Annotated in this window: 14 protein-coding genes, 1 pseudogene and 1 riboswitch; of the genes and pseudogenes, 11 read left to right on the top strand and 4 right to left on the bottom strand. The window is 71.7% G+C overall.

Going from position 1 to position 13,998, the window contains the following annotated elements; genetic code table 11:
- Positions 1–330, top strand: a 330-nt coding sequence (locus tag B9S61_RS21470; protein ID WP_146064910.1) for an ROK family protein, incomplete at its 5' end; no start/stop codon positions are given.
- Positions 331–561: 231 nt separating this feature from the next.
- Here the strand turns inward: B9S61_RS21470 and B9S61_RS21465 are convergent.
- A pseudogene (locus B9S61_RS21465) lies at positions 562–1,319 on the bottom strand (SDR family oxidoreductase).
- On the opposite strand from B9S61_RS21465, the gene B9S61_RS42475 reads away from it, so the two are divergent.
- Positions 1,318–1,452: a hypothetical protein gene (locus tag B9S61_RS42475; protein ID WP_258039775.1), complete on the top strand. Its 135-nt coding sequence runs from the start codon at positions 1,318–1,320 to the stop codon at positions 1,450–1,452. The pseudogene B9S61_RS21465 and the gene B9S61_RS42475 sit on opposite strands and share 2 nt — an antisense overlap.
- Positions 1,453–1,535: 83 nt before the next feature.
- Here the strand turns inward: B9S61_RS42475 and B9S61_RS21460 are convergent, their stop codons facing one another.
- A complete protein-coding gene (locus tag B9S61_RS21460; RefSeq protein WP_258039774.1) occupies positions 1,536–3,362 on the bottom strand; it encodes a chitinase C-terminal domain-containing protein in 1,827 nt (608 codons plus the stop codon).
- A gap of 133 nt (positions 3,363–3,495) precedes the next feature.
- A riboswitch (FMN riboswitch) is annotated at positions 3,496–3,626 on the top strand.
- Positions 3,627–3,770: 144 nt separating this feature from the next.
- On the opposite strand from B9S61_RS21460, the gene B9S61_RS21455 reads away from it, so the two are divergent.
- From B9S61_RS21455 to B9S61_RS21415, 9 genes are all read left to right on the top strand, one after another.
- The gene (locus tag B9S61_RS21455; protein ID WP_103543720.1) at positions 3,771–4,385 is read left to right on the top strand and encodes a riboflavin synthase; all 615 of its coding nucleotides are present in this window, start codon (positions 3,771–3,773) and stop codon (positions 4,383–4,385) included.
- On the top strand, positions 4,382–5,023 hold the full coding sequence (locus B9S61_RS21450; protein ID WP_103543719.1) for a nicotinamide mononucleotide transporter family protein: 642 nt from the start codon (positions 4,382–4,384) through the stop codon (positions 5,021–5,023). Before B9S61_RS21455 ends, B9S61_RS21450 begins: the two co-directional genes overlap by 4 nt.
- Positions 5,020–6,306: a bifunctional 3,4-dihydroxy-2-butanone-4-phosphate synthase/GTP cyclohydrolase II gene (locus B9S61_RS21445; protein ID WP_103543718.1), complete on the top strand. Its 1,287-nt coding sequence runs from the start codon at positions 5,020–5,022 to the stop codon at positions 6,304–6,306. Before B9S61_RS21450 ends, B9S61_RS21445 begins: the two co-directional genes overlap by 4 nt.
- Positions 6,307–6,327: 21 nt before the next feature.
- On the top strand, positions 6,328–6,813 hold the full coding sequence (gene ribH, locus B9S61_RS21440) for a 6,7-dimethyl-8-ribityllumazine synthase (protein ID WP_103543717.1): 486 nt from the start codon (positions 6,328–6,330) through the stop codon (positions 6,811–6,813).
- 34 nt (positions 6,814–6,847) lie between these two features.
- Entirely contained in the window at positions 6,848–7,120 is a 273-nt protein-coding gene (locus B9S61_RS21435) for a phosphoribosyl-ATP diphosphatase (RefSeq protein WP_103543716.1), read from the top strand.
- Positions 7,121–7,173: 53 nt separating this feature from the next.
- Complete coding sequence (gene hisG, locus B9S61_RS21430; RefSeq protein WP_103543715.1) at positions 7,174–8,037, top strand: ATP phosphoribosyltransferase; 864 nt, start codon at positions 7,174–7,176, stop codon at positions 8,035–8,037.
- Between the two features lie 20 nt (positions 8,038–8,057).
- Positions 8,058–8,528, top strand: coding sequence for a PH domain-containing protein (locus tag B9S61_RS21425; RefSeq protein ID WP_103543714.1), 471 nt, complete (start codon positions 8,058–8,060; stop codon positions 8,526–8,528).
- Positions 8,529–8,823: 295 nt separating this feature from the next.
- Entirely contained in the window at positions 8,824–10,155 is a 1,332-nt protein-coding gene (locus B9S61_RS21420) for a hemolysin family protein (RefSeq protein WP_103543713.1), read from the top strand.
- Positions 10,152–11,228 (top strand): hemolysin family protein, encoded by a 1,077-nt coding sequence (locus tag B9S61_RS21415; protein WP_103543712.1) that lies wholly within the window; start codon positions 10,152–10,154, stop codon positions 11,226–11,228. The genes B9S61_RS21420 and B9S61_RS21415 overlap by 4 nt, the downstream gene beginning before the upstream one ends.
- A 116-nt stretch (positions 11,229–11,344) precedes the next feature.
- Here B9S61_RS21415 and B9S61_RS21410 read toward each other — a convergent pair whose 3' ends face one another.
- Both B9S61_RS21410 and B9S61_RS42470 read right to left on the bottom strand, forming a co-directional pair.
- Complete coding sequence (locus B9S61_RS21410; RefSeq protein ID WP_103543711.1) at positions 11,345–13,210, bottom strand: AAA family ATPase; 1,866 nt, start codon at positions 13,208–13,210, stop codon at positions 11,345–11,347.
- 426 nt (positions 13,211–13,636) lie between these two features.
- A partial coding sequence (locus B9S61_RS42470; protein WP_258039773.1) for a hypothetical protein occupies positions 13,637–13,998 on the bottom strand: 362 nt, incomplete at its 5' end.

The raw sequence follows: 13,998 nt of genomic DNA, 5'->3' as shown, positions 1-13,998 counted from the left end.
GCGGCCACGGAGGCGGCCGACGCGGTACGGACAGCCGTCACCGCCTCCGCCGGCGCGCCGTTCCTCGACACCCTGGCCGACCGGATCGCGGTGGGCGTCGCGTCGGTGGTCGCGCTGCTGGACCCCGGATGCGTGGTCCTGGGCGGGGAGGTCGGACAGGCGGGCGGTGAGGTACTGGCCGCCCGGGTGCGGGAGCGCCTGGCGACGATGTCACCGCTGCCCGCCGACGTACGTCCCAGCACCCTGGGCGGCGGTGCGGTGCTGCGCGGAGCCCTCCTGACGGCCCGCGACCAGGCCCAGAACGAACTCTTCGGCGCACCGGCCCACTGACCTTCCCGCTCCCGCCGGGCGCTTCCCCCGCTTTCGCCGCCCTCCGCGGGCAGGCGTGCCGCAGGGCGGCACGGGTGGGCGATGGGGGTCCCCCGCTCGAGCGAAGCCGAGAGTGGGGGAGGCACCCCGCGAGCGCCGGGCTGCGCCACCCTCCGGCCCGGCACAACGCGGAGGAACCCCGCAGACACCGCGCAAGCCACCCGTGCCACCCGCGGCCGGCGCCGTCACCCCTCACCGGCGCACGACACGCGCTCCTGCCCGCTTCGCCAGGAACTCGTCGAACGTCCCCTTGCCGACCGCATGCTCCGGAGCGAGGTGGAGCCCTTCGCGAAAGGCCCGGTACGCCGCGCCGCGCAGCGGAACCTTCACCACCGCGCGGCGCCGGCCCGTGGCCTGCAGATACGCCCGGGCCAGAGAGTCGAACGTCCGGACTCCGGTCCGCCCATGTCGTCGACGCGGCCCGCCGGAGCACCCTGGGCCAGCTCGGCCAGCCGGTCCGCGACCTCCGTGACATCGACCGGCTGGTCCTTCACCCGGGCCGGCAGCAGCATGACGGGCAGCTTCGCCAGGCCGTGGAGCACGGTGAGAACCAGATCGTGGAACTGGGTGGCGCGCAGCACCGTCCAGCCGATCCCCGAGTCCTCGATCAGCCGCTCGACCGCCAGCTTGGACGTGTAGTAGCCGTACGGCACGCGGTCGACGCCGACGATCGAGATGTAGACGAGATGCCCCACCCCGGCCCGCCGCGCCGCGGCGACCAGGTTCCGCGCGGCCTTCTCGTCGCCACCGCGCGGTGACGTCGCGCAGTGCACCACCGTGTCCACGCCCGTGACGGCCGCGTCCAGCCCGCTTCCGCCTTCGCGCAGATCGACGGCGTACGGCTGCGCGTGCCGGCTGAGCACCCGCACCTCGTGCCCGGCCGCCCGCAGCCGCTCGGTGAGATGCCGGCCGAGGGTTCCGGTACCGCCGGTCACCAGGATCGTGGTCATGCCGTTCAGCCCCTTCGGACACCCGGCGCTCCCCGGCGGAGCGCCCTTCGTCGACCTGGGACGGATCAGCCACCTCGGATGTGACATCACGCGTGCCGGCCGACGCCGTACGCCCTCCAGCTTCGCCGGGTGACCCGCCGCCCGCATCCGCGCATGGTGAGGCCCGGCGGTGGGCAAGGGCCGTCGTCACCACCGCCGGGCCGGTTCGCGTGGAGGTCAGCAGGCCCCCTGGTCCCGCCAGACCCCCCATTCGCCGGTCGTCCCGGGCTCCTCACCCCGCGTCCGCCACTGCGCCTTCCAGAGGTGCCCCGCGTGGGACACGACGCTGCTCCCGCCGTACGCGGTCGCCGCGTCCCAGGCGGGCTCCGCGCAGTCGCCGCCCTCACCGGGCGGTGTCGTCGGGTCCGTCGGGGTCCCCTCGCCCGGTTCCACGACCGTGGTCCCGCGCGCCAGGTCCCCGGCCAGGGCGTACGTCTTCCCGCCGAACGTCACCGTCCAGTTCGACGGCGTCGACACCGGCAGGTAGTACACGAGGTCCAGCTCCACCGAGGCGCCCGGTGCCAGTGACTGCCAGGCGGGCAGCTTCAGCGACACGCGGTGGTAGTCGCCGTCGAGGCCGCCCGCGTTGCCACCCGTGTGGTCGGAGCGGATCACCGTCGTACCCCACCCGGACTGGTCCTTGGCGTTGCCGGGTGCCGAGGTGGCGTAGTCGAACCGGAACTCCGTGCCGCCGGGCAGGGCCGTGGACGTGTTGTTGGCGATCCTCAGCTTGGGGCTGATCGGGTAGTTGGAGTCACCGAGCGGGAACTGCCCGAAGCCGACGCCGATGTCCAGCGCCTCGGAGGGCATCTCGGTCGTCGCGCGCGTCGCGCCGTACGGGGAGGCGGACTTGAACTTCTCGTACATCGCCGTCGTCAGGGTCGAGCCCGGCTCGTACTGCCCCGTGGCCGCGTTCCAGTCGTAGTCACCGGCCAGCTCCCACACCATCGTGCCGCCGATGCCCCGGTCGACGACGTAGTCGGCCTTGGCCTTCACCGACTGCTCGTCCTCGGTGGACAGGAAGACCTTCTTCTCGGCGTTCCACAGCCAGGGCGCGACCAGTGTGGAGTCGTACTTACGGGCGTACGTGCCGGTCAGCCGCGTGTCGGCCGGGAAGCCGTAGTCCGTGACGTAGTCCCCGACGACGCCCTTCTCCAGGTTCTTGGCGTGCCACATCGGGTTGGAGCCCGCCGGGGACTCCTCGCCGTTCGTGTCCAGGTCGTGCCAGAGATTGTCGATTCCGGTCGCGCCGTCACCGCACTTGGTCAGCCCGGAGCCCGCCGGACAGTCGGTCGAGGACGCCCTGCCCCACAGCCCGTCCGTGCCGCCCGTGACGTTCTTGAACCCGCGCGTGTAGTACGGCAGCCCGATGTCGATCCGGCCGGCCGGCATCGAGCCGCGGAAGTAGTGGTACGCCCAGTCGGTGTTGAGGTAGCCGGTCCCGCCGTACTGCGAGGTCGTGTAGACGCCCGCGGCGGCCAGCTCGGCGTCCTTGCCGTCGTCGAAGAGCGAGGCGTTCGGACCGACGTACTCGTTCCAGGCGCCGTGCAGGTCGTACGACATGATGTTGACGTAGTCCAGGTACTTCTGGACCTGGAAGGTCTCCATGCCGCGCAGCAGATAGCCCGACGAGGGGGCCGCCACCGTCAGCAGGTAGTGCCTGCCGTCGGCCGCGCCCGCGCGGTCCAGCTTCTCGCGCAGTGTCTTCATCAGCGCCGCGTAGCCCTTGACCAGCCCGGCCCGGCGGGCGTTGGCGAAGGACCAGTCGAGCGGGTTGCCCGCGTCCTTCATCGTCGTCGGGTACTCGTAGTCGATGTCGACGCCGTTGAAGCCGTACGTGCGCAGGAAGTCCACCGCCGAGTCGGTGAAGGTGTCGATGCCGGCCTGGTTGACCGAGCCGTCGGCGTTGGTGGCCATCGAGTAGAAGCCGCCGGAGTCCACCCGGTCCCCGTCGGCGTCGAAGTAGCCGCCGTCAATAGGTATGGACCAATTGCGGGGCGTCAAGGCCCGGCGGCGCGGGGGGAGTTGCCCGGGGTGCGACGCTCGGCGTCCCGGACGTCACCGCCTGTGAGCCACTCCACACCCCTCGCCCGCATGGAGTGCGTCCGGTCGTGGCAAACTGGCCCTGTACCAGTAGCAGCGCACTCCGGGGTCGGTGAAAGTCCGAACCGGCGGTTACAGTCCGCGACCCGGTCGCTTCCAGCGGCCGGTTGACCAGGTGAAATTCCTGGACCGACGGTTAAAGTCCGGATGGGAGGCAGTGCGCGGCGGGCGGGCATCCATGCGCGCCGCCGTACCGGTTCGCCGTCGAGGCGAGCTCCGTCCGGCGTCGCTCCCGGTGTTCCCGCTCGTACTTTCTGCTCTCGTCGGCAGCCCCGGAGTCCGTGCCCCACAGGCAGGAGGACCCGGGAAGTGTTCACCGGAATCGTCGAAGAGCTGGGCGAGATCACCGCCGTCGAGACCCTCGACGACGCCTGTCGCTTCCGGCTGCGCGGCCCCGTCGTCACCCAGGGCGCACAGCACGGCGACTCCATCGCCGTCAACGGCGTCTGTCTCACGGTCGTCGAGCACGAGGGCGACGAGTTCACCGCCGACGTCATGGCGGAGACCCTCAGCCGCTCCAGCCTCGGCGCCCTCGCCGTCGGCTCCCGCGTCAACCTCGAGCGCCCCACGGCCGTGGGCTCCCGCCTCGGCGGCCACATCGTGCAGGGCCACGTCGACGGCACCGGCGAGATCCTCGGGCGCGAGCCGTCGGAGAACTGGGAGATCGTGAGGATCTCGCTCCCCGCGGACCTCTCCCGCTACGTCGTGGAGAAGGGCTCCATCACCGTCGACGGCATCAGCCTCACCGTCGTCGACGCCGCGGACGACCACTTCACCGTCAGCCTCATCCCCACCACCCTCGCCCTGACCACGCTCGGCCGCAAACAGCCCGGCGACCCGGTCAACCTCGAGGTGGACATCATCGCCAAGTACGTCGAGCGGATGCTCGGCGACCGCGTCACCGGGACGGGGGCGGCCCGGTGAACTGGCTCAACTCCGAGGCGTTCACCCTCTTCGGCCAGCACATCAAGTGGTCGGACATGATCGGCAACGTGGTCGGCCTGATCGCCCTCGCGCTCGGCTGGCGCCGCTCCATCTGGACCTGGCCCGCCCAGTTCCTCTCCGGCCTGGTCCTCTTCGGGGCGTTCGCCACCGCCCACCTCTCCGGCAGCGCGGGCAAGCAGATCGTCGTCATGCTGGTCGCCTCCTGGGGCTTCTGGCAGTGGAACCGCGGCCGGCAGCAGGCGCAGGACGGCTCCATCGCCGTACGGTTCGCCACCTGGCGCGAGCGGGGCGCACTGCTGGCCGGGGCCGTCCTCGGCACCCTCGCCGTCGGCGGGCTGTTCACCCTCTACCCGTCCCTGTCCTGGGACCCCTGGCCGGACGCCTACATCTTCGTCGGCACGATCGTCGCCATGTACGCCCAGGCCCGCGGCATGGTCGAGTTCTGGTTCGCCTGGCTGCTGGTCGACCTGGTCGGCGTCCCGCTGAACTTCGCCAACGGCTTCGCCTTCTCCGGCTTCGTCTACGTCATCTACGGCGCACTGGTCCTGTGGGGCCTGCGCGACTGGTGGCTGCGCTCCCGTGACGCGCGGCCCGCCCTGGAAGGAGCGCCGGCATGAGTGCGGCACCGATCTTCTACGACACCGAGGACCTCGACCTCCGGCTCGACCCCGTCGAGCGGGCCGTCGCCGACATAGCGGCCGGCCGGCCCGTCGTGGTCGTCGACGACGAGGACCGCGAGAACGAGGGCGACCTCGTCATCGCGGCCGAGATGGCGACCGAGGAGATCGTCGCCTTCATGATGAGCGAGTGCCGCGGCCTGATCTGCGCCCCCATGGAGGGGGACGAACTGGACCGGCTGCGCCTCCCGCAGATGGTCGACGACAACACCGAGTCGATGAAGACCGCGTTCACCGTCTCCGTCGACGCCTCCGCCGCCCACGGAGTGACCACCGGCATCTCCGCCGCCGACCGTGCCGCCACCCTCCGGCTGCTGGCGGCCGGCACCTCCGAGCCCGCCGACTTCGTCCGCCCCGGCCACGTCTTCCCGCTGCGCGCCCGCCCCGGCGGCGTCCTGGTGCGCGACGGCCACACCGAGGCCGCCATCGACCTCGCCCGCCTCGCGGGACTGCGCCCGGCCGGCGCCATCGTCGAGATCGCCGGTGAGGACGGCCGCATGCTGCGGCTGCCCGAACTGGTGCCGTTCGCCCGCAAGCACGGCCTGACGATCATCTCCATCGAGGACCTGATCGCGTACCGCCGCTCCGCCGAACCCACCGTCCGCCGCGAGGCCGAGGTACGGCTGCCCACCGCCCACGGCACCTTCACCGCGTACGGCTACCGCTCCACCGTCGACGGCGTCGAACACGTCGCCCTCGTCCACGGCGAACTCGGCGACGGCGAGGACGTCCTCGTCCGCGTCCACTCCGAATGCCTCACCGGCGACATCTTCGGCTCCCAGCGCTGCGACTGCGGCCCCCAGCTGGACGCCTCCCTCGACCGCATCCAGGCCGAGGGCCGGGGTGTCGTCGTCTACCTGCGCGGACACGAGGGACGCGGCATCGGCCTGATGTCCAAGCTGCGCGCCTACGAACTCCAGGAGCGCGGCCGGGACACCCTGGACGCCAACCTCGAGCTGGGTCTGCCCGCCGACGCCCGCGACTACGGCGCCGGCGCGCAGATCCTCGCCGACCTCGGGGTCCGCGGCGTCCGGCTGATGACCAACAACCCCGACAAGTCCGACGCGCTCGTCCGCCACGGCATCCGGGTCATCAGGCGTGAGCCGATGCCCGTCACCGCGAGCGAGCACAACCTCCGCTACCTGCGCACCAAGCGGGACCGGATGGGCCACGACCTGCCCTGGCTGGACACGCCGACCGTGCCCGCCTGCGGCAACCAGTAACGAGAACCACCGAGGAGAGACGTGAGCGGCAAGGGTGCACCGGAGTTGTCCGTACGAGACGTGGGGGACCTGCGGGTCGCCGTCATCGCGGCACAGTGGCACGAGAAGGTGATGGACGGACTGGTGGACGGCGCCCTGCGCGCCCTGCACGACCTCGGCATCGACGAGCCGACCCTGCTCCGGGTCCCCGGCAGCTGGGAACTCCCCGTCGTCGCCAAGGTCCTGGCCGGCCGGGGCTACGACGCGGTCGTCGCCCTCGGCGTCGTCGTCCGGGGCGGCACACCCCACTTCGACTACGTGTGCCAGGGCGTCACCCAGGGCCTCACCCAGGTCTCGGTCGACACCGGTGTGCCCGTCGGCTTCGGTCTGCTCACCTGCGACACCGAGGAGCAGGCCCTGGACCGCGCCGGACTGGACGGCTCCAGCGAGGACAAGGGCCACGAGGCGGTCACCGCGGCCGTGGCGACCGCGGCCTGCCTGCGTTCGGTATCCGAACCCTGGCGGTGAGCAGTCCCCGTCAGCGCGTAGGGTAAGGACCACCATGTCCAAGAAGACGTTCGAGGAGCTCTTCACCGAGCTCCAGCACAAGGCCGCCCACGGCGATCCCGCCACCTCCCGCACCGCCGAGCTGGTCGACAAGGGCGTCCATGCCATCGGCAAGAAGGTCGTAGAGGAGGCCGCCGAGGTCTGGATGGCCGCCGAGTACGAGGGCAGGGAAGCGGCCGCCGAGGAGATCTCGCAGCTGCTCTACCACGTCCAGGTGATGATGGTCGCCCGCGGCATCTCCCTCGACGACGTCTACGCCCACCTGTAAAGCCGCACGTCCGCGGTCCCACCACCCCTTCACACACAAAGGAAGCCGACCTCATGCTGCGCATCGCCGTCCCCAACAAGGGTTCCCTGTCAGGCCCCGCGGGGGAGATGCTGCATGAGGCCGGCTACCAGCAGCGCCGCGAGTCCAAGGAACTGCGGATCGTCGACCCGGCGAACGAGGTGGAGTTCTTCTACCTCCGCCCGCGCGACATCGCGATCTACGTCGCCTCCGGGCAGCTCGACATCGGCATCACCGGACGCGATCTGCTGATCGACTCCGGCGCCGAAGCCGAGGAGATCCTCCCCCTCGGCTTCGCCCGCTCCACGTTCCACTACGCCACCAAGCCGGGCGGCATCGGCGGCCTGGCGGACCTGGCGGGCAAGACCGTCGCCACGTCGTACGAGGGCATCGTCGCCGCGCACCTCCGCGACAACGGCATCGACGCCTCCGTCGTCCACCTCGACGGCGCCGTCGAGACCGCCATCCAGCTCGGTGTCGCCCAGGTGATCGCGGACGTCGTCGAGACGGGCACCTCGCTGCGCAACGCCGGACTGGAGGTCGTCGGCGAGCCGATCATGAAGTCCGAGGCCGTCGTCATCCGCCGCACCGGCACCGCCGGAGCCGCCGCCGAGACCGTCGAGCCCAAGGTGCAGCAGTTCCTGCGCCGCCTCCAGGGCGTCCTCGTCGCCCGTACGTACGTGATGATGGACTACGACTGCCGGGTCGAGCAGCTGGAGAAGGCCGTCGCGCTCACCCCCGGCCTGGAGTCCCCGACCGTCTCCCCGCTGCACAACGAGGGCTGGGTCGCCGTCCGCGCGATGGTCCCGTCCAAGGAAGCGCAGCGGATCATGGACGACCTCTACGACATCGGCGCCCGCGCCATCCTCACCACGGCAATCCACGCCTGCCGCCTCTGACCGGGACCCGGAGCACCCTGATGCCGGAAACCACGCCGGGCCCGCTGCCCGCCCTGCCCGTCACCTTCCGCCCGGCCCGTACCCGGGCGGTGCTGCTCACGGCCGGCACCGCGCTGTTCGCGATCATCACCCTGATCGCGCTGCTGCTGGAGCAGCTCGGCCCGGGGGAGCGGATCAGCTTCGTCTTCACCGCGGCCCTGCTGGCAGGAGTGCTCTTCCTGCTGGCCCGGCCCAAGGTCGTCGCCGACGAGGCGGGCGTCACCGTCGTCAACATCATGAGCCGGCGCCGCCTGGAGTGGGCACAGATCCTACGGGTGAACCTCCGCGCGGGTGATCCCTGGGTCTTCCTCGACCTCAGCGACGGCACCAGCATGCCCGCCCTCGGCATCCAGCCGGGCATCGCCCGGGCACGCGCCGTCGCCGACGCACGCGCCCTGCGGGCGCTGGCCGAGGACCGCTCCGCGGCCGGTCCCGGCACGGCGGGCGGCTGACAGTCCGGCAGCTCTGCCGATCCGCAACTCCGGAACCACCCGGGGGCGGCTCCGCGAAGCGCCGGGGACATCCACCTGCCGCAATCGCCCATGTCTTGACTAATCTGGTGGGCACGGACGCGACGACGGCGTCCGTGCCCCTGCCGCCCCGCCCGGTGGCCCAGGGGCAACAGCTACCCGAGGAGTGACCCTCTCCGGCGATGGACGGATCGTCCTGCAGTATCTGCGCCGCCCCCTGCCGACATAGCGCGGACCCGGCCTCCCGGGTTCGCGTACATGTGGAGGCGGCGGCATCATGACCACCCCCCTGCTGCTGCTCGCAGCCGCGTTCCTGCTGATCCTGGCCAACGGATTCTTCGTGGCCGCCGAGTTCGGCCTCGTCACCGTCGAGCGTGCGGACGCCGAACGGGCCGCCGCGAGCGGCGACCGGCGCGCCCGCCGGGTCGTCGCCTCACTCAGAGAACTGTCCTTCCAGCTCTCCGGCACCCAGCTCGGCATCACCATCACCTCCCTCGTCGTCGGCATGCTGGCCCAGCCGGCGCTCGCCGCACTGCTGCACGGCCCCTTCACCGTCGTCGGCATACCCGGGGGAGCGGTCCCCGGCGTCTGCGTCGTCGTCGGCATGCTGCTGGCCTCGGCCGTGCAGATGGTGATCGGCGAACTCGTGCCCAAGAACTGGGCGGTCTCCCGCCCACTGCAGGTCGCCCGCTTCGTGGCCGGACCGCAGCACGCCTTCGCCCGCCTGTTCCGCCCGGTCATCGCCGGGCTGAACGCCGTGGCCAACCGCCTGGTGCGCCTGCTCGGCGTCGAGCCCGCCGAGGAGCTGGCATCCGCCCGCACCCCCGGCGAACTCGTCTCCCTGGCCCGGCACTCGGCCCGGGCCGGAGCCCTGGAACAGGACACGGCGGATCTCTTCGTCCGCACCCTGTCCCTGGGCGAGCTCACCGCGCAGCACGTCATGACCCCGCGCGTGCGGGTCAGCGCCCTGCACACGTCGGCGACCGCCGAGGACGTGGTCAACCTGACCCGGGCCACCGGTCTGTCCCGCTTCCCCGTGTACCGGGACCGGATCGACGAGATCGCCGGCATGGTCCATCTCAAGGACGCCCTCGCGGTGTCCGTACCGGACCGGCTGCGCACCCCCGTGGGCCGCATCGCCCGCCCTGCCCTGCTGGTCCCCGAGACCCTGCCCGTACGGCCGCTGCTCACACGGCTGCGCAGCGAACAGCCCATCGCGGTCGTCGTCGACGAGTACGGAGGCACGGCCGGCGTGGTCACGCTGGAGGACATCGTCGAGGAGATCGTCGGCGAGGTGCGCGACGAGCACGACGGACAGGACGTCCCCGAAGTCACCGCGGCCCCGCCCGAGGACGGCAACCCGGCCTGGGACGTCGACGGCGGAGCCCGCGTCGACATCCTGCTGCGCCTGGGCCTGGAGGTGCCCGAGGGCCCCTACGAGACGGTGGCCGGCCTGGTCGCCGACCTGCTCGGCCGTATCCCGGCCGTCGGTGACCGTGCGGAACTGCCCGGCTGGCGCCTGTCGGTCCGACGGGTCGGCCACTACCGCGCCGAACGCGTCCGCCTGGTCAGAACGGCCCCGCTGCCGCTGGTGGAGGTGGCCGGATGAGCGTCCTGCAACTGCTCTTCGCCGCGCTGCTCGTGCTGGCCAACGGCTTCTTCGTCGGCGCCGAGTTCGCGCTGGTCTCGGTCCGCCGCAGTCAGATCGAACCGCTCGGCACCGCCCGGGCCCGCCAGGTGCTGTACGGCCTGGAGCACCTGCCGCAGATGATGGCGGCCGCCCAGTTCGGCATCACCGTCTGCTCGCTCACCCTGGGCGCGGTCGCCGAACCGACGGTCGCCCATCTCCTGGAGCCGGCCTTCGCCTGGATGCACGTGCCGCACGGACTGATCCACCCGCTCGGCTACGTCATCGCGCTCGCCGTCGTCGTCTTCTTCCACCTCGTCATCGGCGAGATGGTCCCGAAGAACCTGGCGATGGCGGCCCCGGAGACGTCCGCGCTGTGGCTGAGCCCCGGCCTGGTCTGGTTCGCCCGCCTGTGCAGGCCGGTCACCGTCGCGCTCGGCGCCTGTGCCCACGCCGTGCTGCGGCTCTTCCACGTCGAGCCGAAGGACGAGATCGAGGCCGTCTTCACCAGCGAGCAGCTCAACCGGCTGGTGGAGGACTCCGGCCAGGCGGGCCTGCTCGACCCCGAGGAGGCCGAGCGGCTGGAGGACGCGCTCGAGCTGGGTTCCCGCCCGGTGACCGACGTTCTGCTGGAGGGTGCGTCACTGGTGACGGTCACACCCGCGGTCACCCCCGGGCAGATCGTGGAGCTCACCGCCCGCACCGGGTACTCCCGCTTCCCGGTGGCCGGGGACGGCGGCGTCTTCCTGGGCTACCTCCACGTCAAGGACGTACTGGACCTGGAGGACGCCGACCGCGCCGTCCCGCAGCAGCTCTGGCGCCCGATGCCGACCCTGCGCCCCGAACTCCCCCTGGACGACGCCCTCACCGTGATGCGCCGCGCCGCGACCCACCTCGCCCAGGTCTCCGAACCCGCCGGCAGGGTCCTGGGCCTGGTCGCCCTGGAGGACGTCCTGGAACTCCTCGTCGGTGAGGTACGCGACCCGGCCCACAGAGAGGTGACCCTGACCCCCCAGCGCACCGCCGGCACCGCCGGCCAGACCCTGACCACCTGACCGCCCGCACGTTCCGACCGCGGGCAGTCGTGTCTCCCCCAGTGCCTTGCAGGCCTGAGGGGCACCCCTTCAGCGGAGCGAGTGGCAACCCCGTACGCCGGCCTCACGCCGGTGCCTCACAGCCCGCTGGAGGGAGGCCCGGTCGGTCCTCGCCCCGACAGCACCTCCCCGTACGCCTGCATGAGATCCGGCAACCGCAACGTCGCCAGGTCCTCCCGGGTCAACGCCCCCGGATACACCGACAACCGCAGATCCCGGTACGCGCAGCTCTTCTCGTAGAGCGTCCGCAGGAACCGCCCGTTCCCCAACTCGTCGATCCACCCCTGGTCCACCACATGCCCGGCGATCGACCGCAGTTCGTCCAGGGCCTCCTCGTCCCACCCGTCCCCGTTCTCCGCGGCCAGCACCTCACCGATCGAAGTCAGCTCCAGCGGCCGGTACGAAGGGAAGTCCACCCGCGTGGTGAACCGTGACGACAGCCCGGGGTTGGCCGCCAGCAGCCGGTCCATGCCCTCCGGATACCCGGCCAGGATCACCACCAGATGGTCCCGGTTGTCCTCCGCCCGCTTCAACAGCACCTGGAGCGCCTCGTCCCCGTACGCGTCACCCTTGCCGTACCCCGAGTTGGACAGCGAGTACGCCTCGTCCACGAACAGCACGCCGCCGAGCGCGGAGTCGATCAGCTCGTTGGCCTTCACGGCCGTCTGCCCGAGGTACTCACCCACCAGATCCGCCCGCTGGGCCTCCACCAGATGGTCACCGCCGAGCAGCCCGAGGGCGTAGAAGACCCGGCCCAGAATGCGGGCCACCGTCGTCTTGCCGGTCCCCGACGGCCCGGAGAAGACGAAGTGCCGTTTCGGCGGCTGCACCGGCAGCCCCTGCCCGGTCCGCAGCCGGGCCATGTTCAACTGCGCCGACAACGCCTTGACCTGGCGCTTCACCGGTTCAAGGCCCACCATGCGCTCCAGTTCCGCGAGCGCCTCCTCCAGGAGCGCCGGATCGGTCGGGCCCGTCGGCAGCGGCCACGCGGAACCGCCCGCCCGCTCCCGCGCCCCCGGGCCGGTGACCGACGCCGGCGGGGCCGGCGGCTGCCCGGGTTCGGACAGCCGGAGGTCCCGCCCCTCGTTGCCGAAGAGCGGGTCGAGCGTGTCCGGACCGTCGATCATGTCCCCGGCACCGGCGAGGGTGATCGCGGCGAGATCGGCGGCATCGTCGTAACCGTCGCCCTCGGCGATCGCGGCAAGCCGGGCGGAGGTGTCCATGAAGGCCGGATCGACCCGGTGCACCGCCCGGTACAGGGGGAGCGCGGCGGCGCTGCGGCCGGTCCCCTCATGGGCGCGGGCCAGCCAGTAGCGCAGCTCCTTGCGCTGCGGCTGTTCGCTGCGGCAGCGCATCAGCGACGCCGACAGCAGCGGTTCGGCCTGCCCGTACATCTCCAGACGTACCCGGGCCATGCCGCCGAACAGCCCCGCCTCGATGCCCAGCACCGGGTCCTCGGCCAGTGAGTCCGTGTGCCGGACCAACTGCTCCCAGTCCTTGACCAGATACGATCGGCAGGCGTGCAGGAAGCGGACCTGCGGATCGGTGTCCACCGGGGGGAGACCGGCCAGCGCCCGGTCCAGTTCGGGGACATGGCGGCCGTCCAGCCAGTGCGAGGCGTGCGCCAGCAGCAGATCGCGCGGGCTCTCCAGTACCGGCTGTACCCACCAGCCCAGCCAGTACCAGGAGTTGAGGGTGCGCCGGTGCCGGGTGCGCTGCTCGCCGAAGCGCTCCCGGTGGCGGAACATCCGCAGCAGCGCCGTCGTCGTGTCGACGCGCAGCGCGTGCAGCCCGAGCCAGCCGTCGGCCATCCCTGGGTCGATCCGCACCGCCGTCCGGAACTCCTCCTCCGCCTGCGGATAGGCGCCCACCGTGTAGGCGTCCACGCCCCGCAGCCAGGCGAGGTCGGCCGGGGCCTGCGGGCCCTGCGCGGCGAAGTCCATCACGTCCCCCACGAACCGTGCCCCCGTCGGCGTGCCGGCCGGCCCTCGCCCGTCGGCTCCCTGTGGTCGAACCGCTCTACCGCGGACCGGAGTTGCAAGATGCGCGAAGCAGTGTCCGTGACGCACCGAGGGCATCGTACCCGCGGTGGCGTCACGTCCGAAGGGTGCCGTGCGGGTGGGGGAGCGAGGGGGAGAACGGGACACCGGCCGGGCAGTGACCCAGGGTGATCGTCATATGCCGCCGAGCGGTCGAAAACCGTGCAGAGGGCAGAACGAAGCCCCCGATCACGGGGGAACAACCGGGGGCTTCGTGTCCGCGGGCGGCTCCGAAGTGCCGCACATTGAGAACGTAAGACCTGCCCGGGCCCCCGGTCAAGCGGAGAGGGGGTACTCCGGCAACTTGTCCGAGGACCGCTCTTCACCGGATCACCACGCTGCCGACGGTCCGTCACCCTGCGTGAGTGGACGGGGTGAATCACCTGTCCCGGCAGGCCCGTTGAGCATCTCGTATCCCTCCCCGCGCTGCCGCACCACAAGGTCCGCGAAGGGGCGCGAGGGGTCGCCCGCGAAGTGCTCGCCCTCCGCGCGGACCCAGCCCTCCCAGAACTCCCGCTGTTCCGCACCGTCCCGTGCCCGTCCCCGGGACCAGGACTCCTCCCGGTCCAGATCCATCCACAGCAGCAGCGCCAGATACGGGCGCAGCGCGCGGCGGCCGGCGCCGACGCCCTCCACGAGGATCACGGGGGCGGGCGGCAGCGGCCGGGGCGGGCCGAAGCGGCGGGTGCGCC

Origin of the sequence: Streptomyces sp. SM1 (genome assembly GCF_002910825.1) — a bacterium.
Lineage (GTDB): Bacteria > Actinomycetota > Actinomycetes > Streptomycetales > Streptomycetaceae > Streptomyces > Streptomyces okerensis.
The sequence above is the reverse complement of the archived record's forward strand: the minus strand, read 5'-3'. Positions and strand labels throughout refer to the sequence as shown.